Source organism: Pseudoalteromonas maricaloris (assembly GCF_024746855.1).
In the GTDB taxonomy this organism is placed as follows: domain Bacteria; phylum Pseudomonadota; class Gammaproteobacteria; order Enterobacterales; family Alteromonadaceae; genus Pseudoalteromonas; species Pseudoalteromonas maricaloris.
This window is the reverse complement of record NZ_CP024625.1, coordinates 1,457,406-1,475,605: the sequence shown is the minus strand read 5'-3', so window position 1 is coordinate 1,475,605 and position 18,200 is coordinate 1,457,406. Positions and strand designations below refer to the sequence as shown.

At 43.0% G+C, this 18,200-nt stretch carries 18 protein-coding genes; 2 read left to right on the top strand and 16 right to left on the bottom strand.

Features of this window, described 5'->3' with window-relative positions; genetic code table 11:
• Positions 1-90: 90 nt before the first annotated feature.
• From CTT31_RS06295 to CTT31_RS06270, 6 genes are all read right to left on the bottom strand, one after another.
• A complete protein-coding gene (locus CTT31_RS06295; RefSeq protein WP_010368987.1) occupies positions 91-417 on the bottom strand; it encodes a YbaB/EbfC family nucleoid-associated protein in 327 nt (108 codons plus the stop codon).
• Positions 418-480: 63 nt separating this feature from the next.
• On the bottom strand, positions 481-2,808 hold the full coding sequence (gene dnaX / locus CTT31_RS06290; RefSeq protein WP_211859573.1) for a DNA polymerase III subunit gamma/tau: 2,328 nt from the start codon (positions 2,806-2,808) through the stop codon (positions 481-483).
• Between the two features lie 2 nt (positions 2,809-2,810).
• On the bottom strand, positions 2,811-3,356 hold the full coding sequence (gene apt, locus CTT31_RS06285; RefSeq protein WP_010368992.1) for an adenine phosphoribosyltransferase: 546 nt from the start codon (positions 3,354-3,356) through the stop codon (positions 2,811-2,813).
• A gap of 642 nt (positions 3,357-3,998) precedes the next feature.
• Positions 3,999-4,748: an HvfC family RiPP maturation protein gene (locus CTT31_RS06280; protein WP_260492192.1), complete on the bottom strand. Its 750-nt coding sequence runs from the start codon at positions 4,746-4,748 to the stop codon at positions 3,999-4,001.
• Positions 4,749-4,750: 2 nt separating this feature from the next.
• The gene (locus CTT31_RS06275) at positions 4,751-5,587 is read right to left on the bottom strand and encodes an HvfB family MNIO-type RiPP peptide maturase (RefSeq protein ID WP_211859571.1); all 837 of its coding nucleotides are present in this window, start codon (positions 5,585-5,587) and stop codon (positions 4,751-4,753) included.
• A 155-nt stretch (positions 5,588-5,742) separates the two neighbouring features.
• Positions 5,743-6,333 carry an HvfA family oxazolone/thioamide-modified RiPP metallophore gene (locus CTT31_RS06270; protein ID WP_010369002.1) on the bottom strand — a complete coding sequence of 197 codons (591 nt, stop codon included), beginning with the start codon at positions 6,331-6,333 and terminating at the stop codon, positions 5,743-5,745.
• A 261-nt stretch (positions 6,334-6,594) separates the two neighbouring features.
• Between CTT31_RS06270 and CTT31_RS06265 the strand changes: the two genes are divergently transcribed.
• The gene (locus tag CTT31_RS06265; protein WP_069018790.1) at positions 6,595-7,581 is read left to right on the top strand and encodes a tRNA-dihydrouridine synthase; all 987 of its coding nucleotides are present in this window, start codon (positions 6,595-6,597) and stop codon (positions 7,579-7,581) included.
• A 37-nt stretch (positions 7,582-7,618) separates the two neighbouring features.
• Positions 7,619-7,993 (top strand): TraR/DksA family transcriptional regulator, encoded by a 375-nt coding sequence (locus tag CTT31_RS06260; RefSeq protein WP_260492191.1) that lies wholly within the window; start codon positions 7,619-7,621, stop codon positions 7,991-7,993.
• Here the strand turns inward: CTT31_RS06260 and CTT31_RS06255 are convergent.
• The 10 genes from CTT31_RS06255 to CTT31_RS06210 all read right to left on the bottom strand — a co-directional run bounded on the left by CTT31_RS06255 (position 7,956) and on the right by CTT31_RS06210 (position 18,075).
• The gene (locus CTT31_RS06255; protein WP_260492190.1) at positions 7,956-8,960 is read right to left on the bottom strand and encodes a hypothetical protein; all 1,005 of its coding nucleotides are present in this window, start codon (positions 8,958-8,960) and stop codon (positions 7,956-7,958) included. The two genes, CTT31_RS06260 and CTT31_RS06255, sit on opposite strands and share 38 nt — an antisense overlap.
• A gap of 51 nt (positions 8,961-9,011) precedes the next feature.
• Positions 9,012-10,271 carry a tetratricopeptide repeat protein gene (locus CTT31_RS06250; protein ID WP_017218010.1) on the bottom strand — a complete coding sequence of 420 codons (1,260 nt, stop codon included), beginning with the start codon at positions 10,269-10,271 and terminating at the stop codon, positions 9,012-9,014.
• Positions 10,272-10,281: 10 nt separating this feature from the next.
• A complete protein-coding gene (locus CTT31_RS06245) occupies positions 10,282-10,899 on the bottom strand; it encodes an energy transducer TonB (RefSeq protein ID WP_010369012.1) in 618 nt (205 codons plus the stop codon).
• Entirely contained in the window at positions 10,899-11,303 is a 405-nt protein-coding gene (locus CTT31_RS06240) for an ExbD/TolR family protein (protein ID WP_045961628.1), read from the bottom strand. Before CTT31_RS06240 ends, CTT31_RS06245 begins: the two co-directional genes overlap by 1 nt.
• Before the next feature lie 14 nt (positions 11,304-11,317).
• On the bottom strand, positions 11,318-11,842 hold the full coding sequence (locus tag CTT31_RS06235; RefSeq protein ID WP_039492467.1) for a MotA/TolQ/ExbB proton channel family protein: 525 nt from the start codon (positions 11,840-11,842) through the stop codon (positions 11,318-11,320).
• On the bottom strand, positions 11,842-13,203 hold the full coding sequence (locus tag CTT31_RS06230) for a MotA/TolQ/ExbB proton channel family protein (protein WP_039492663.1): 1,362 nt from the start codon (positions 13,201-13,203) through the stop codon (positions 11,842-11,844). The genes CTT31_RS06235 and CTT31_RS06230 overlap by 1 nt, the downstream gene beginning before the upstream one ends.
• Before the next feature lie 6 nt (positions 13,204-13,209).
• Positions 13,210-13,980, bottom strand: coding sequence for a DUF3450 domain-containing protein (locus CTT31_RS06225; RefSeq protein ID WP_039492469.1), 771 nt, complete (start codon positions 13,978-13,980; stop codon positions 13,210-13,212).
• 403 nt (positions 13,981-14,383) lie between these two features.
• Positions 14,384-15,028 (bottom strand): CatA-like O-acetyltransferase, encoded by a 645-nt coding sequence (locus CTT31_RS06220; RefSeq protein ID WP_260492189.1) that lies wholly within the window; start codon positions 15,026-15,028, stop codon positions 14,384-14,386.
• Positions 15,029-15,077: 49 nt separating this feature from the next.
• Positions 15,078-16,118, bottom strand: coding sequence for a Leu/Phe/Val dehydrogenase (locus tag CTT31_RS06215; protein WP_010369022.1), 1,041 nt, complete (start codon positions 16,116-16,118; stop codon positions 15,078-15,080).
• Positions 16,119-16,548: 430 nt separating this feature from the next.
• Positions 16,549-18,075 carry a fumarate hydratase gene (locus CTT31_RS06210; protein ID WP_010606398.1) on the bottom strand — a complete coding sequence of 509 codons (1,527 nt, stop codon included), beginning with the start codon at positions 18,073-18,075 and terminating at the stop codon, positions 16,549-16,551.
• Positions 18,076-18,200: the final 125 nt, after the last annotated feature.

The window sequence follows — 18,200 nt, the reverse complement described above, 5'->3', positions numbered from 1 at the left end:
GGGTCGGCCTCACTGACCCTATTCAAAGATTGAGATCCGTAAATTTAAACAAAAAAAGCGCCAACTGGCGCTTTCTTATGGGATCCTAAATTAGAACGGCATTTTGAAGCCTGGGGGCATTTGCATGCCGCCGGTGACTTCTGACATGCGCTTTTGCGTTTCTTCACCTACGCGACGAACTGCATCGTTTACCGCAGCGGCTAGTAGGTCTTCGATCATGTCTTTATCGTCTTCCATTAGGCTTTCGTCGATTTCTACGCGACGTACGTTGTGGCTACCAAGCATAGTTACTTTAACTAAACCTGCGCCTGCTTCACCTGTTACTTCTAGGCTCTTGATCTCTTCTTGGGCTTTTTCCATGCGCTCTTGCATTTGCTGCGCCTGCTTCATGATGTTGCCCATTCCGCCTTTAAACATATTCTGCTCTCTTATACTTCAATTTGGTTTACTGTGATAAAAGATAAGGGCTAACGCCCTTAATTACAATGCCTGAACGCTATTTTCGTCAAGCATTGCGTCAAATTCTTGGACAAATGCGCTGACGAGTGGATCGTCTCGCATCGCCGCTTTAGCTTGGACAAGCCTATGCTCATCTAATTGTTGCTGTACCAAAAACGGCGTGTTGTTTACCGTGTCGATATAGTTAATCTCAAGCGTTATTGGCTGCTCGAATAATGCGCTTAGGCTTTCGGTTAGTTTCTCTCTCAACACTGCGGAGTCTAAGTGCTGTTGACTCGCGTCTACTTGCAATTGTACCTGCGCGCCTTGCTGCGTTATCACGCTGTGTAAAGCATACTGGCGAATTCGACCACCTAATTGCATCTTTTCAATCATGTTTGCCCAATCGTCGCTTTGGTGAGCAAACTTAATGTCACTTATTGGACTAACAAAGTTTTCCGGTGCAGGGATCTCCACTTGAATACTTTGTTCGTTATCATCTTGTTTTACCGGCGATAACTGCTCTAGCAATTCTGGCGCTAAATTTTCCGTAATAGGTTTATGGCGTTCTTGAAACGCTTCTTTCTTTTGCTTTTTTGGTGCCAAGCGAGGTGTTGCTGGCTGTGCGTGTTGCGGTTCAGGCTGATACTCAGGTGTGGTTACTGTCGTAGCTGGCGCTTGCTCTATTGGCATTGGCGCACTAGGCGCCTCAGACTTTTTTACCTCACCATTGGCTCCCACCAATCGACCCGCCCCAGAGATATTACGATTTTTTAAAATTCGTGCTATTGCTGACTGGGCTTGATTTTGCTGCTCGGTAACACTTGCTGTAGCAGCAGGTTCTGAAGCGCTTTGATTTTGCACCTCAGGTCGAGACCAATCCTCTTGGTTTTGTGATGCCATTTGCGCGTATGCAGCATCATCAACTGGCGCACTTTCATGATGATGTGCAGGAACTTGTTCTTGGAACCCCTGCTCTACCGCCTGTGACATGATGCTGTCGTATTGATTGGCCATCTCCGCCTCAGATGACACAGAGGCGACTGGTGCTTGGCTTTGCGCAGCAGGCGTTGGCGACACCGGCTCATACTGTGTTGTTTGTTGCGTGGTTGATGTCGTTGCTTCTGGTGCATATGTAGGTGTTGCTGTCGGCTGTACCTGAGGTGATGCCGCTACCGTAGCGTTATCTTCCGTTGGCTTTTTTAACAGCGCTCGTAAATCCCCTACTTTGCTTTGCTTTTCAGAAGTCTCCTGGCTCACAGGAGCGCTAGGCACTACACTATGACTTTCTTTTTCAAACGCCATTAAGCGCAGCATGACCATCTCAAACCCAAGTTTAGGCTCGGGTGCCCACTTTAGGTCTTTTTTGCCATTCAACAGCAGTTGATACAACAACTGGCCCTGTTGCGGTACTAATTGCTCTGCAAATAGCTTGATGTCGTTGTTATCAAAATTTGATAACCGCGCAGCACTAGGCACGAGTTGAGTGAGCTGAATAACATGCAATAGCGCAATTAAATCGTCCAGCACACTGACAAAATTACCGTTTTGTAGTGCTATTTTTTCAATCGCATTGAGTAAGGCTTCACCGTCGTGGCATAAAATTGCAGACAGCAAAATGACCGCATGAGCACTATCCATCAGTCCCAGCATAGATTGCACTGCAGGCACCGTTAAATTGCCATTTGTTTGTGCAATAGCCTGATCTGTCAAACTGAGTGCGTCACGCATACTGCCATCAGCGGCCTTCGCTAACGTTTGTAGCGCCACCGGATCAAAGGCAACTTGCTCTAGCGGCAGGATTTTCTCTAACTGTTCAACTATTTGCCCTTGTGTCATTGCGTTCAGATTGAACTGTAAACAACGGGACAGAATAGTCACAGGCAACTTCTGTGGATCAGTTGTGGCGAGCAAAAATTTTACATGCTCTGGCGGCTCTTCCAAGGTTTTCAAGAGCGCATTAAAACTGTGCTTCGACAGCATATGCACTTCATCGATGAGATAAACCTTGTAGCGACCACGAGTTGGTGCATATTGTACGTTGTCTAAGATTTCTCGCGTGTCTTCAACTTTTGTACGAGAAGCCGCATCAATTTCGATTAAATCGATAAACTTACCAGTTTCAATCTCAGTGCAGGCACTACACTGACCACAAGGCGTTGAAGTAACGCCTTGTTCGCAGTTAAGGCTTTTAGCAAAGATCCTAGCAATGGTTGTTTTGCCCACACCACGTGTTCCGGTGAATAAATAGGCATGGTGTAAACGCTTTTCATTAAGTGCGTTGACCAGAGCTTGTTTAACATGCTCCTGCCCCATTAATTCATGGAAGTTTTGCGGACGCCATTTTCGCGCCAGAACCTGATAGCTCATGCTTATTCGCCTTCGAACTCTACAAGTGAAAGGATTTTGATCCCAAGATCATTGATTTTCTTTTCACCACCAAGCTCAGGCAATGAAATAACAAACGCAGCATCAGTAGCTTCACCGCCTAAGCGCTTAACCAGTTTTGCTGTTGCTTCAATAGTACCACCTGTTGCAAGTAAATCATCAACAAGTAGCACTTTATCACCTGCTTCAATCGCATCTGAGTGTAATTCAAGCGTATCTTCACCATATTCAAGCTGGTAAGACTGGCTGATCACCTCACGCGGTAATTTACCCGGCTTTCTTACTGGAATAAAAGGAATACCTAACTCATACGCCAATGGTGCACCGAAGATAAAACCACGCGATTCAGTACCGATGATTTTAGTAAAGCCGCCATCTTTATAAGCCGCAACGAACGCATCAATTGTCGCCTTAAACGCAGCAGGATTTGCTAGAAGTGAAGTCACGTCACGGAACATGATCCCAGGTTTTGGGTAATTAGGAACCGTCGCGATACTATTTTTGATCAATGACATATTCTCTGTCGTCATAATTGCTTTGCTTTAAGTTTATTACAAAAGAGTGAGATTATAACAATTTTCTATCCGGTTGAAACCGACTGAATGACTTTGTGTGTCAGGATGGAGGAAAAGCGAACAATTTAGCGAGTATTTTATACCAATTAGCTTAATTAAGTGATCTATTTTGAGGCGAGAAAATCTTGTCGATAACACCGCTTCCGCATCCTGCTCACGCCAAGGTACCTACATCCATATAGGCAAGGCGAAAGTTTTGCGATTTAGTTGTTCTAAATGAGAAATTTTTAACGCAGTTAGCGTCAGATTTGCTCCTTCAAATTGAGCTAGTATTAAGACTAATTGGTATATATCTGTATACAATCGAAAAAGGCTGCATATAGCAGCCTCTAGGTAAATACATTCAGCTTGACTTATGCAAGCGCTGTTGCCCAGCCTAGAATCGCGTTTAAACAGCCAATTCCAGCGAATACAGCAACAAATGCAAGGAAATACTTTGCATTGAACGGATCTTTAAAGTCACCTTTAGACATAGATACTACCTTTAATTTTACAACTCGCGCCAACTGCCTAGCAGCAGAAAGCATTGACTAGCGCCCTAGTCCGAGTTTAAGCACGACAAAAACAGGCCGTATAATAGTCGATGTTGCCAATAGCTTAAAGGTTTTTTGTTTTGATAATGCCAAGATCCGCGAATTCAGCTAGTGTATGCTGAGCTCCTTGATGTAGTTGCTCAACAGTAAACTGAGGCACTTGCTGCGCGATAACATTCACAATGTCAGTGAGTTGCATACCATCATTGGCTTCAATCACCGACAACATTAAGGCCGTCATCGGATTTAGTGCGACAAACTGAACATCGTCCTCTTCGTCTCTATACAATGCAAAGCTAAACGTTTGCCCTGCTGTTTTAGTTGGCCTAAAGGTTTCACTGATCTGATGAACCGGATATTGATAATGTGCAACTCTGGCTGTACTTGCCAAGCTTATTTCAGCATCTTTAAGCGCTTGTGCTTCAATTGAAAGCTCATGCTCTGCCTCAACGGTCGTTGCCACATCTAGCTCTAACCATTCATAGTGAGCAAGCTCTAACAAGAACTCAGGATCAGCTTCAGTGGGCTCGTATTCTGTTTGTAAAAACTGCAAGAACTCTTTGCTAATCTCTAAAAAGTATGGCGAATGACAATCGTGCTTAACAAAAAATAGCCTAATTAACATCAACCAATCTTCATTGGTATACAAGCTTTTAAGTACAGGAAACGCACTGCTCACGAAGCCTTCGACATTATTAAAAAACAGCTCTTGATAGATTTTTAAGCGTCGCGCTTCTATGCCGTCAGGTGCCGGTTGGTTGTCTGGATCTCTGATATGCGCCATAAACTGCTGCTGAGTTTCTACAAAAGACATAGCTATACCTTCTCTAAGCGCTTGGCGCATCTGGCCTGTATTGCTGAAATTTGCCCCGTTTCTGCCAGTAACTCTGCCATGGGAGGAATATTAAAATCACGCTCTAGTAACGTCGGAAATACCCCATGCAGCTCATAGGCTTTCTCTAACAAGTCCCATACTGGTGAAGATACCTCAGCGCCGTGTGTATCAACGAGTAAGTCTTCGGCTTCCACATAATGGCCTGCGATATGGCCGTATGCAATACGCTCGCTTGGCATAGCCGCTAAGAATTGTTCGGCATCGTAGCCATGGTTAATAGCGTTGACATAGATGTTGTTAACATCGAGTAGCAAATCGCAATCGGCCTCGGCTAATATCCCAAGGGTAAACTCCAACTCCGACATTTCTTGTCCAGGAGCGGCATAGTAAGAGACATTTTCTACTGCAATCCGGCGTTCTAGGTGCTCTTGGACTGCTCGGATCCGCTTAGCGGTATGATGGATTGCTTCTTCAGTAAAAGGGATTGGCATCAGATCGTACATATGACCCTCTCCCGAACAATAACTCAGATGCTCACTATAGGTAGCGATATTATGCTGGTTAAAAAATGTTTTGAGTTGGGATAAAAATTCGCGATCAAGCGGTGCAGGTGAACCCAGCGATAACGACAAGCCATGACAGATAAAGGTATGTTGTTGCGTCAATGCTTGAAATTGCTTTGCAAGCTTACCGCCAAATTTTAGCCAGTTTTCTGGTGCAACCTCATAAAAATCTACTTGCTTTGGCGGCGCATTGAGCACGTCATCGACCATTTCACGGCGTAAACCAAGTCCTAAGTTGCCTAACTGCACTGCCATATTCCTCTCACTTTAGACATTATTTTGAACTAATCAGAAGCTCGCATCACAGAGGCTTTACTGTATGTATGGCTTCACTTTGGGATTACCCAATAGCGCCGCTTACCCTAACATAACTAGCTGCGCTATTGGGTCGAATACAATGGTATTCCTATTTAGTGGTTACCACCGCATTTACCTTCGCCGCACTTACCTTCTTTTTTGCCTTTGGCGTCGCCACCACATTTACCTTCGCCGCATTTGCCTTCTTTTTTGCCTTTGGCGTCGCCACCACATTTACCTTCGCCGCATTTGCCTTCTTTTTTGCCTTTGGCGTCGCCACCACATTTGCCTTCGCCGCACTTACCTTCTTTTTTGCCTTTGGCGTCGCCACCACATTTGCCTTCGCCGCACTTACCTTCTTTTTTGCCTTTGGCGTCGCCACCACATTTACCTTCGCCGCATTTGCCTTCTTTTTTGCCTTTGGCGTCGCCACCACATTTACCTTCGCCGCATTTTCCTTCTTTTTTGCCTTTGGCGTCGCCACCACATTTACCTTCGCCGCATTTTCCTTCTTTTTTGCCTTTGGCGTCGCCACCACATTTACCTTCGCCACATTTTCCTTCACCAGCGTCTAGTTGATAACCAGCGGTCATTGTTTCAAAACTAAATGGATTCGCATTTGCGTCTGTCGCGGTTAACCCCGCGGTACCCGCAACAACAGCGCTTAAAGTAAGGGCAATAGAGTTCTTTTTAACGGTATTCATAATGTTTGCTCTCTCAGAAATAGTAGATTCAATTAGTAGACCCAAACGTCTAAATATTTATTTCGCTAAACGTTTAAAAATTTTAGTTGCATTCGCTAAGTTGTGGTTTACATCCAGTTATAGTTCATCTGTTGTCTTTTTGCTATTTGTGGATAACTAGGGGCTGTTGATGACTTGCAGCAAACAATTAGCTAAAATGTCGCGCTTTTCGATGAGCCATTAGTGACTCAGTTTATTTTTGTTGTATCTGAAGGTTAACACATGAAGCTTGTTCTGGCGCCGATGGAAGGTGTAGTTGATTTTAAAATGCGCGAATTGCTCACAGATCTCGGCGGCTTTGATCTTTGTGTGACTGAATTTATTCGCGTTGTTGATCTCACCTTTCCACGCAGAGTATTCACTAGATACTGCCCTGAACTATTAAATGGTGGCTATACCAGAGCCGGAACACCGGTACGAGTACAGCTTCTAGGTCAGGTTCCCCATGCGCTTGCAGCGAATGCACGAAAGGCCATAAAGCTTGGCTCTCATGGTGTCGATTTGAACTTTGGTTGTCCTGCGAAAACCGTGAATAAAAGCCGCGGCGGCGCGGTTTTACTGAAGGAGCCTGAGCAAATCTATCAAATCATCAAAGCGGTTAGAGATGCGGTACCAGAAGAACATCAAGTAAGCGCCAAAATACGCCTTGGCTTTGACGATGATGCCAATAGCACTGAAATTGTCGATGCGGTCCAGCAAGGTGGTGCGTCAAGTTTGGCGATACATGCGCGTACCAAACGAGATGGCTACAAACCGCCAGCGTACTGGGAAAAGATCCCCCCTTTATTATCAAGGTTAACCATTCCTGTCGTTGCTAACGGTGAAATTTGGCAAGTTGAAGATGCGATACTCTGCCAAACACGTAGCCAATGCCAAGATTTGATGCTTGGTCGCGGTGCACTAGCCACCCCCGATCTGGCAGCAAAAATCAAAGCGCATGTTAACGGAACTCATTATACTCCGCTCACATGGGAAAACGTGGTCTACCATATCCTCCACTCTTCCATGCATCAAGATGAGAATATGAGTGAAAAGTACTTTTCAGCTAGAACAAAACAGTGGTTAAGTTATTTGAAACGTCAGTATAGCGGCGCACATGTTCTTTTTGATGAAATCAAAACGCTTAAAAGCAAAGATGACGTCATGAAGGTGTTGCAGAAATACGCAATGTCTCCAGACCTTGATTCAAATCATAACAGTGAAGTTTGACTGAAATGATAATGGGGCGTCGGATAGGAGAGCGCCCATGAATGAAAACACACATAACTACGAGCAAAGCTTACAAGCTGAACTCGCTACACTTAGAAGCGACTTTTTAGGAGAGCTAAAAGCTTCACCCAATGAGTTTACTCATAACCTTGCCAATACCTTAGAGCTCAACCCACCCAATAAATGGCTTGATATTGTAATGGAAAAAATAAATCCCGAGCAGTTTCCGCTCTATGATAGGTTGATGAAAGTCGAAGCGGCATTATGCCAAATGGAGATCGGTCAGTTTGGTTATTGCTGTGATTGCGAGCAGACAATAGAGTTTGAGTTGCTAGAACAAGATCCAGCAACTCAACGCTGTCGCAGTTGTAAGACTAAGGCTTTAAAAAATGGGGATATGCAGCAAAAATAGTCGCCGGAAAATAGACTATATTAGCAATCAATTGTTGTGCTTGTTGTTCATTCAGCGCTAGTTTTGAGTTGAGCGCAACAAATGCTTGCTTTTGTGACCACCCTTGATAATGAATTCCTAAATCTACTGCCATTAAAGTCACGATTAGCGCTTTATGCTGCTCTATTGCCTTTGTACACTTTGCTACTGTAGAAGGCACATTAATAAATCCATCACGCCAGTTGAGTCCACTAATTCTTTGGCAATTAGCTGGCAATAACTCTAGTATATAAGGCTGTTGAGTATTAGGCTTTGTATTGAGCACAATTGATTTACTCTTTTTCTCATCAATTTTTGATAACATTGCCAAAACTTTATTAGGCGACTCTTGAATAGCTCCGTAAAAATTTAGTTTTGATTGGTACCACTCTTTCCCATTAGGTAACTGATGTAGCCCAAGCATCGCCCTAGATTTATAATCATTTAAATAAGTCAGTAGCGTTGAACGTGATGGTGCGTCAATATTTGAATCTTCAAGTTGCTTTATTATGGCGTCCCGCTCAAACCGATTTAGGCGAATATTACTTTCATCGGCCTCTTTTAGTTTTGTTATTACAAAATTAAGCCACAGATCAAGTTCCTCAGCACTCACTCTACCTTCTACGTTTTTGAGTACAGGGATATGACTAGGCCAAGGTAAGTAACGCTCTGGATATCGCTCTTGAATTCTTAAGTAATCAAGCTCCTTATGCGCCATAACATCTGGTTCATTCAAACTACTTGATAATAAGGCGTGCCGTAACTGTAAATAGCCCTCTGTGAACGGTAAAACAGTAATATCATCCGTAGATGAATGACTTAAACTACTGTTAAGAGAAATTAAAGAAGTTCTGAGTTCCTGATAATTTACGACTGGCTTGTGCTCACTACAAGCGGATAGGAATATAAATGCGACCAAAGTAAGGCTGAACAATAAATGCTTTTTCATAATTTCACATTAAAACTTGAAATCAAAAAAGCCCCTTTCGGGGCTTTTTAATTAGAGGCTAACACCCCTACGTTGTGCTTTTTCTTTGATAAAGCTCGACCAGCTAATCGCAAATCTTCTAGTGCTAGGATCTTCCTTCGCCTTCAAAATTGCTGCATAAGCTTGTTTGAACTTATCTTGATAGTAGTAAGCTTCCGCAAGATCAGCATATGTACTGCCTTTCTTTTTGGTACCAAGCTCTAAAGCTTTATTTAGTCTAACTACTGCTGCACTGTACTGCAGATTTTGCAGTAAAAGGCCACCTGCTCTTCCATAAAGTTCTGCGTCATCGTCAAATTTAGCAGCTTCTTCATAGTATTTAGCAGCATCACTGATGTGTTTAGCTTGGTGGTAATAACTTGCAAGCGCTGTCACGTTTTGCTTTGTACGTTCGATTTTGCCATCTTTCATAGCCTTTTCGAACGTTTGAGCTGCACGCCAAGGATCTTCTGTCAAAGAGTATAAGCTTCCAAGAATCTTATAGTCATTCTCTTTTTCAAAGTAACCTTTGCTATACGCCACCTTCATTACAGTCATACCTTTACTGTAATCTTCGGTTTGCAAATAAAAGCCACCTAGTTGTGTCCAAGCTTTAGGGTCTTCAGGGAAAACACGTACTAACTCTTCACCAACCTCTACAGCCTTTTTGAATTGCTTCAATTCAAAGTAAGCTGCGACTTTCATCAGATAATATTGTTTATTTGGCTCTTCTACACCTGCGATAGCTTTATCAGCTGGAGCAATAACATTAGTATATTGCTTTAACTCATAATAAGCCTGCGCGATACGACCGTGCACTTTAGGGTCATTTTCACCCGTAAAGTCCATCCACGCTTCATAGGCTTTGATACCTTCTGAGTACTTTTCAGTACCTAGCAGAAGATCACCAAGCAACTTCATTAGATCGCCCTGATCTTTAAAGTTAAGCGCATCAGGAGCAATAGCTAAACGCGTATACTTAATCGCTTCGCCGTAGTTTTCCTTTTGAGCATAAAGCTGACCTAGGTAACGGTTAACCGTTGCTTTATCGAAATCATCTGAAGGGTCAAGCTCGCGAAGCATTGCAATCGCTTCATCGACTTTTTCTTCGTTATATAATTCGAACGCTTTGGCAACTTTTTTACCTACTCGCTCACCCATAATCTTAGTTTTTGCCGCTTTACGCTTCTCTATTTCTTCATAGTTAGGCGCAGCAGAAACTGACTCTGAGTAAATGCCACCAGTCAATGCAATTAGAAGAGCAAGAGCTGTAAATTTGGGTAAACTTTTCATGCCTGCCTCCTTAATTACCTTGGTTTAGTGTGAAATCAAGCTGGACTGTAATGCCAGGTTGCTTCTGTGGCTTACCATCAACAACTTTAGGACGATATTTCCACTTACGAAGTGCACGCTTCGCTTCACGGTCAAAGATACGCTTTGGTTCAGCATCGATAATTTCAACATCTTCGACTCCACCTAGCTCATTGATTGTGAAAGATAAACGTACCCAACCTTCTTTGCCATCACGAGCGGCTTGAGGTGGATATTTTGGCTCAATTCGAACGATAGGTGTTGCATCACCATCACGGCCAAACTCGCCAGGTCCAGATAAACCACCTGCAGTACCACCTAGGTCAATACTAGGCATGTTAAAACCGATGTTACCCGCAGAAGGATCAGCCGTGTCTGGCTGAGGCGGCTGCGGTTTTGGCGGCTGCTTAGGTGGTGGCGGCGGCGGAGGCGGGACACGCTTCCGCTGCTGCACCTTTGATTCAGGCGGATTCGACATAATCTCGACTACGATTTGTTCCTTTTGTACATCTGCCCTATCTGCTCCTCCGGAGATAAGATATGACATGAAAAAGAACAAGCCGAGAGTTACTGCCCCACCTGCTAGAAGTGAAAACAGAAGTCGAATCATTACTGATCTCCAGCTATTGAAATCTTCAGATTGTCGCCAGTCGCTTTAATTTGGTCCATAACCTGAACAACTACACCGTGCTTCGCGCCTTTGTCAGCTTGAATAATAACCACGTCAGTAGGTTGTTCAGCCATCAGACTTTCAAGGTTTGCACTTACACGTTCAACATCAACTTGACGCTTGTCCATCCAAATCTCACCGTTTTCACGGATTGCGATAAAGATGTTCGCATTCTTAGTCTTTTGTGCCTGTGCCGCTTTTGGCTTGTTAACTTCAATACCAGCTTCTTTTACAAAAGAAGTGGTTACAATGAAGAAGATAAGCATGATGAATACGATGTCTAGCATCGGCGTCATATCTACTGCTGCATCTTCCTCTTCACGAAAACGTTGTTTACGTGCCATAGTTCAATCTCTCTCTAGTGATGAGGCAAGCTATCAACTAGCTTTTCTTTAGCCATTTTTGCACGTGCTTCTAAACGCGTACTAAAGAAAACACCTGATAGTGCCGCAACCATTCCAGCCATTGTTGGTATCGTAGCCATTGAAATGCCTGAAGCCATTAATCGTGCGTTACCCGTACCTTGAGTAGCCATCGTTTCGAATACTGTGATCATACCTGTCACTGTACCTAAAAGACCGATTAATGGACACATTGCAACCAATGTTTTGATAATCAACATGCGCTCATCTAATTTTTCAGACGCTTCAGAAATCCAAGCATCGCGGATTCTGTGTGCGTACCAAGACGTAGTATCTTGGCGGGCGTCCCACTTAGCGACGATTTCCTTTTGCATTTTAGGAAATTCACCGAGTAGGAACCAATAGCGCTCAATCATTAAAACCCACATTAGAAAGAGTGCTATTGCGACCACGTATAATACATCGCCGCCTGTAGCAACAAAATCCCTGATAGATTCCCATATCTCCATCAGGACTAACATTAGGCTTTCTCCTTCTCCGCGTGAGTAGCAACAATACCTGCGCTTTGCTCATCTAGGATGTGTAGAACTGCTTTGCTACGACCATGTACAACAGCGTGAAGTAGAATTAAAGGTAGAGCTGCAATAAGACCAAGTGCTGTTGTTACTAGCGCTAGAGAGATGTTACCTGCCATGATTTTCGGATCACCAGTACCATGTAGTGTGATTGATTCGAATGTCATGATCATACCAACAACTGTACCTAGTAGACCTAGTAGTGGCGCGATAGCCGCAAGAATCTTGATGATATTTACACCCATCTCGATGCGTGGAGTTTCACGTAGAATAGCTTCATCAAGCTTAAGCTCTAGGTTTTCAACGTCTTGGTCTTTGTTATCATGGTAAACTTTCAAGATACGACCAAGTGGGTTATTTGTGTTAGGGTTATTAGCGTTTTTGATTTGTGCTTTCATCTTAGAGCTAACAATCGTTAGATCGATGAATCGAACTAGCGCAATTAACGCACCAACAGCAAGTAAGAGAGTGATGATGTAACCAACTTCTTGACCTTGATGCCAACGCTCTTCCGGAGTTGCGCGTTGAGTGTTAAGTCGTAGTAATGAACCACGAGTTGGGTCAACTGCAAACTTAACGTACTGATTAGCAGATGCACTGACTAGACGCTCAACCCCACCTAGCTCGCCGCTTGGTTGCTTACCAAGTGGAACGATTTGTTTGTTTTCAGCATCGTAAATAACATAGCCATCTTTAGTTACAAGGTTGAAGTTACCAACACGAGTTACTTCTTTAACGTTAATGTCACCATTTAACTCAGCAACTTCAGCTTCAAACTTAGTTACTTTCGCAGACTCAGTCATTTCAGTTTGGAAAGCAATCCAAAGATCTTCAAGTTCACGAGTAGTCGGAAGCTCTTTCGCTTCAGCTAGTGAACGAAGTACTTCAGCGCGTCCTGGTTTTTCAGCACTTACTAGTGAAGCTTCGATCGAACCAATAGCGTCTGCAGCTGAACGACGTACAACACCGAACATTTCACCAAGTGTACCTTTGGCATTTTCTAGCTCAACTTCTTTCTCAGCAAGCGTCACTTCGTTCTGTTTGAATTGTTCATTTAAACGCTCACCACGTGCTTTTTCTGCAGCAAGTTCACGCTTCGCTTTGTTCAACAATGCTTGTTTGTCAGCACGGTCACTTAAAAACTCTTGCTCGCGCTGTTTGTTGATCTTGCCTTCAGAGATACGGTTTTGTTTAACCTGCTCTAGGATTTTGTCTAAGGCTTCAGTGTTTGCGTGTGCATTTAGCGCGGCACCAGCAGAAACTGTTAACGCTGCAGCAATTGCAAAACCTTTAAATAGTTTCTTCATCATTAATTACTCCGCGCCAAAGATAGGTAGGTTTACAAGTTCAGGAGCCGCTTGCTTACGTGCAATACGGATCATGCTCTTAACTGGCTTAAGATATTCTTCGCCAAGTAGCTCCCATTGCTTAGAGTCGTTGTTCCAAACCCAAGCGTGTTTTTGGTCGAACGACTGGGCTACGTATGCGATACGGCCAAGACGTGCGAAGTCAACATTGATGTTTTTGCCATTTTGCTCAAGAGAACCTTGGCTCGCAACCATTGTTGTGCTGTAGTCAGTTTCAATAGTGTAAGCTTCAAGAACTTGACGGAACTTCTCAGAAGTCGTTACAGACGAGTTAGTCATGATGCCGCGAAGTTTCTCAACGCGCTCTAGACGTGTTTCTTGATTAAACGGAACGTCCGCTTTGATGAATTGCTCAAGCGTATCGATCATGCGATACATCAAAGGCACAACGTCCTGTTTTGTCTTGTCAATAGTACCAATCTGACGCTCAAGAGACTCAATACCTGCATTTTGATCTGCTACAAGACGTGCAACGTGATCGTTATACACTTTAAGCAGTTCTGCTTCTTCAACCAGACCACGGTATTCCGCGATCATTTCTTGAGACTGACCGTAAAGGTTATCAATCTTTTCTTGAGACTTTTTAGCAGCCGTTTGAGTTTGTTGACCTACTTTTTGTATGTCATTCAAAGGATCTGCAATCACATTGCTGCTTGCAAAAGCTGTCGCGCCTAAAAGCGCCGTAGCTACAAGACTCTTTCTGATTTTAACAGACATAGTTCCCAACCAATTAAGTAATGTTACTTTTATAATTTTCGCGCTCTCACCAACGTGAGAGCAACCCTGATATCATTTGACAGATATCAACTGTCCAATAATGCTAAATGCAACACGATGTGTCAACTTCACTGTGAAAACATTTTTTGTCAATAAATAAGTAATAATTATATACAAAACAAAAAATTAACATCAAAAACACAGCAAAAGATACACATCCTTTGTAAAACCAACCTTTTGCATACGCTGTTTACAATATTTTACATCAGATTTATTCCAATAAATTGAATAGATATTCCAAATAGAAATTATGAATAACCTATAAAAACAGCAATATAAGCTAGATTTTTCATTGCAAAGAACGCAAATTATTTCATCTTCTGCGAACTAACGCAAAATTTGTTTATCTATCCCAAATCGCTTGATCTATTTTTTCCTGTAGAATTTGAACGAATTCAGCGACGTGTAGACCATCCATTAAGGCATGGTGGACTTCAATACAAAATGGCATCGTACCATCTGCTTTATTGTATTTTCCGAACACAAATTTTGGGATGCCAAAGTCATCTCTACTGTGTCTCGCATGACCAAAACTGGAAAAAGATAACCATGGAAGTATAGATACATGAACGCAATTTGGCACCTGACTTTCCATTAAAAATTGCTCACTGACAAGCGGCCCATTTAGTTGTTCAGTTTTGCTATGAATATTGGCGCTAATAAAGCGGTTGAAATCACTTTCAGGTGCAAGCCTTACAAATCTGAAGGTTTCATCCCCTCGCAGAAACACACTGCTAATTTCTACAGCATCATATTCAATCACCTCTCCAGCCTCTATACGATAACGAATGGGGGTATAGCTTTGTAATGCCAGTTGTAGTGCGTATAGGCAACTAAGAGAAAACGGAACGGCACTACGTTTACTCATTTCGTAAACTCTTTCCATTTGTAAGCTGACAGTAACGGTGAAATAAGGTTGGGCAAAATCATTGAAGAACGAAAAGTGTTCTTGGCGAGGCCAAGTATCAAGAGGTATTTTCTTTTTCATACAAAAAAAGGGGCGTGTGCCCCTCTCTGGTAATTAAACGGCGCTGTTATTATAGACCGTTTTCAATAATCTCTTGAGCTAATTTATCAGCAATTATATGTGTTGAAACTTTCTCATCTTCAGAACGCTTAAAGATTTCGGTTAGCGTGTCGTAGATACCTTCTACGTGTTTAGTCGCTGCAGCCTCATCATAACCCTCAGGTTTTGTTTCATAGTAAACATTGATGATCCCACCAGCATTAATCACATAGTCTGGTGCATATAAAATGCCTTTTTCACGAATGATCTCACCATGACGAGACTCTGCAAGCTGGTTGTTTGCACACCCTGCAATGATCGTGGCTTTGATACGTGGAATAGTGTCGTCATTTACCGTAGCACCTAGTGCACACGGCGCATACACATCAACATCTAAATCATAGATTTCGTCGATACCAACAGCAGTCGCATTGAAATCATTAACCACTCGTTGCACTGACTCTTCGTTAATATCTGTAACAAATAGCTCTGCACCCGCTTCATGGAGATGCTTACATAGAGTGTAAGCAACTGCCCCCAAGCCCTGCACGGCAACTTTGATACCAGCCAAATCTTGGTGACCATACTTGTGTTGGTAAGCTGCTTTAATTCCAAGGAATGTGCCTAACGCAGTAAATGGAGAAGGGTTGCCGCTTTTACCTTCAAGACCCATTACGTAGTTTGTTTCTTTATGCATTACCATTACATCACCGGTGGTGATGTTTACGTCTTCAGCTGAGTAGTAACTGCCACCTAAACGGTCTAGGTGCTTACCAAACGCTCTGAATAGCGCTTCTGACTTGATAGTCTTAGCATCGCCAATAATGACAGATTTGCCACCACCAAACGGTAAACGTGCAACCGCATTCTTATATGTCATCCCTTTAGACAGACGCAGTACATCATATACTGCGTCTTCGTCAGAGGCATAATTCCATAGGCGACAGCCACCTACCGCAGGACCTAGTTTAGTGTTATGTACCGCGATAATCGCTTTAAGGCCTGATGCTTCGTCTGAACAGAATACGACTTGCTCATGGTTATCAAATTCAACTTGGTTAAATACAGCCACTTTCTTCTTCTCCAAAAATTATCTATCCCATACGGGTAAGCTCTTAGGTGTGACTTTGCGTTCAATACCACACCAAGGGCAAATAGCGCTGAAATTGGCAAGACTCTATCACTAACTCTAGCACCATTCCACAAATTGAGATGATATAAACCCAATTCAAAGCAAATACAAATATTTAATTCAAAACAAAAACAGATACAGGAAAAACAAACCAAAAATAAAAACATTAAAGGAATTTTAATTTAACTTATTGAATTTTTCTGAAGTTACTGTTTACGTAAACGGAAGGTAAATAGTCATTGTAAACATATCCATACAAGAAAGGAGGCGAATAGCCTCCTAAATAATACTTCGGCTGCTCAATTTAACACTGAAGCCGAATGTTTAAAGTGGAAAGTACCTATTGTACTCTCCATCAATGTATAGCTGATTAACTAAGTTTGCTATCTAACTCTTCAATTCGAGCTTTCCAAATTGCAGGGCCTTGAGTATGCGCATTTTCACCATTGCTATCAACGGCAACCGTCACCGGCATGTCTTCTACTTCAAATTCATAAATAGCTTCCATACCTAAGTCTTCAAACGCCACAACACGTGATTTCTTTATTGCCTTTGCCACTAAGTACGCAGCGCCACCAACAGCCATAAGGTACACGGCTTTATTTTGTTTGATTGACTCGACAGTTGCTGGACCGCGCTCGGCTTTACCGATCATGCCGATAAGACCGGTTTTCTCTAACATCAGATCAGTAAATTTATCCATACGTGTAGATGTGGTAGGACCTGCAGGACCCACGACTTCATCGCCAACAGCATCCACTGGACCCACGTAATAGATAAACTTATTAGTGAAATCGACACCTTCTGGCAAGCCTTGACCAGAATTCATCATTTCTTGCAGACGTTTATGCGCCGCATCTCGACCCGTTAAGATCTTGCCTGAAAGCAGGACAGTTTCACCCATTTTCCATTCTTGGATATCTGCTTTGGTCAAAGTATCTAGATTGACACGACGCGTATCTTCACCTACTTCCCAAGTCACTTCTGGCCAATCTTCGAGCTTTGGTGCTTTTAGATCTGCAGGACCTGAACCATCTAGTGTGAAATGTACGTGGCGTGTAGCGGCACAGTTAGGGATCATTACCACTGGCTTAGATGCTGCGTGTGTTGGTGCCGTTTTGATTTTAACGTCAACAACGGTTGTTAAACCACCAAGACCTTGTGCCCCAATACCAAGTTTGTTTGCACGTTCAAAAATTTCTAGACGCAGTTTTTCTTCTGCGGTTTCGGCACCGCGTTCCATCAGCTCATGGATATCAACTGGATCCATTAAAGACTCTTTTGCCAATACAGCCGCTTTTTCTGCTGTACCACCAATACCTATCCCTAGCATGCCCGGAGGACACCAACCAGCGCCCATTGTCGGTAATGTTTTTTCTACCCATTCTGCAACATCATCTGATGGATTTAGCATCACCATTTTAGTTTTGTTTTCAGAGCCGCCCCCCTTCGCTGCAATCATCACTTCAACTTCAGCACCAGGTACTAAATCAATGTGTACTACCGAAGGCGTATTGTCTTTGGTGTTTTTACGGCTACCAGCAGGATCGGCAACGATTGATGCACGTAGCGGATTATCTGGGTTCATATAGGCACGACGAGTTCCCTCATCTACCATTTGTTGTACCGTCAAGTCAGTTTTATCCCACTTAACGTCCATACCGACTTTAACAAAGCAGGTTACTATCCCAGTGTCTTGACACAGCGGGCGCTTACCTTCTGCTGACATGCGTGAGTTAATTAAGATCTGTGCAATTGCATCTTTCGCGGCCTTACTTTCTTCTTTTTCGTAGGCTTTTTCTAATGCTTGGACAAAATCAAGTGGGTGGTAAAATGAGATATATTGAAGCGCATCTTCAATGCTATCAATAAAGTCTTGCTGACGGATTGTACTCATGACGGTTCCTCAATTTTCGACGGTATTTTTTGGTATTGAAACTTTCGCTGGCAATTGTTGTTATTCAGCGTCAGAAAGTCAATTTCAATACCTTAAACTATGGAATAGCAGGTAACTATGATAAC

Coding starts and splice junctions, on each gene's coding strand:
- CTT31_RS06295 (WP_010368987.1), bottom strand. CDS start 417: ATGTTTAAAGGCGGAATGGGCAACATCATGAAGCAGGCGCAGCAAATG.
- dnaX (WP_211859573.1), bottom strand. CDS start 2,808: ATGAGCTATCAGGTTCTGGCGCGAAAATGGCGTCCGCAAAACTTCCAT.
- apt (WP_010368992.1), bottom strand. CDS start 3,356: ATGACGACAGAGAATATGTCATTGATCAAAAATAGTATCGCGACGGTT.
- CTT31_RS06280 (WP_260492192.1), bottom strand. CDS start 4,748: ATGTCTTTTGTAGAAACTCAGCAGCAGTTTATGGCGCATATCAGAGAT.
- CTT31_RS06275 (WP_211859571.1), bottom strand. CDS start 5,587: ATGGCAGTGCAGTTAGGCAACTTAGGACTTGGTTTACGCCGTGAAATG.
- CTT31_RS06270 (WP_010369002.1), bottom strand. CDS start 6,333: ATGAATACCGTTAAAAAGAACTCTATTGCCCTTACTTTAAGCGCTGTT.
- CTT31_RS06265 (WP_069018790.1), top strand. CDS start 6,595: ATGAAGCTTGTTCTGGCGCCGATGGAAGGTGTAGTTGATTTTAAAATG.
- CTT31_RS06260 (WP_260492191.1), top strand. CDS start 7,619: ATGAATGAAAACACACATAACTACGAGCAAAGCTTACAAGCTGAACTC.
- CTT31_RS06255 (WP_260492190.1), bottom strand. CDS start 8,960: ATGAAAAAGCATTTATTGTTCAGCCTTACTTTGGTCGCATTTATATTC.
- CTT31_RS06250 (WP_017218010.1), bottom strand. CDS start 10,271: ATGAAAAGTTTACCCAAATTTACAGCTCTTGCTCTTCTAATTGCATTG.
- CTT31_RS06245 (WP_010369012.1), bottom strand. CDS start 10,899: ATGATTCGACTTCTGTTTTCACTTCTAGCAGGTGGGGCAGTAACTCTC.
- CTT31_RS06240 (WP_045961628.1), bottom strand. CDS start 11,303: ATGGCACGTAAACAACGTTTTCGTGAAGAGGAAGATGCAGCAGTAGAT.
- CTT31_RS06235 (WP_039492467.1), bottom strand. CDS start 11,842: ATGTTAGTCCTGATGGAGATATGGGAATCTATCAGGGATTTTGTTGCT.
- CTT31_RS06230 (WP_039492663.1), bottom strand. CDS start 13,203: ATGAAGAAACTATTTAAAGGTTTTGCAATTGCTGCAGCGTTAACAGTT.
- CTT31_RS06225 (WP_039492469.1), bottom strand. CDS start 13,980: ATGTCTGTTAAAATCAGAAAGAGTCTTGTAGCTACGGCGCTTTTAGGC.
- CTT31_RS06220 (WP_260492189.1), bottom strand. CDS start 15,028: ATGAAAAAGAAAATACCTCTTGATACTTGGCCTCGCCAAGAACACTTT.
- CTT31_RS06210 (WP_010606398.1), bottom strand. CDS start 18,075: ATGAGTACAATCCGTCAGCAAGACTTTATTGATAGCATTGAAGATGCG.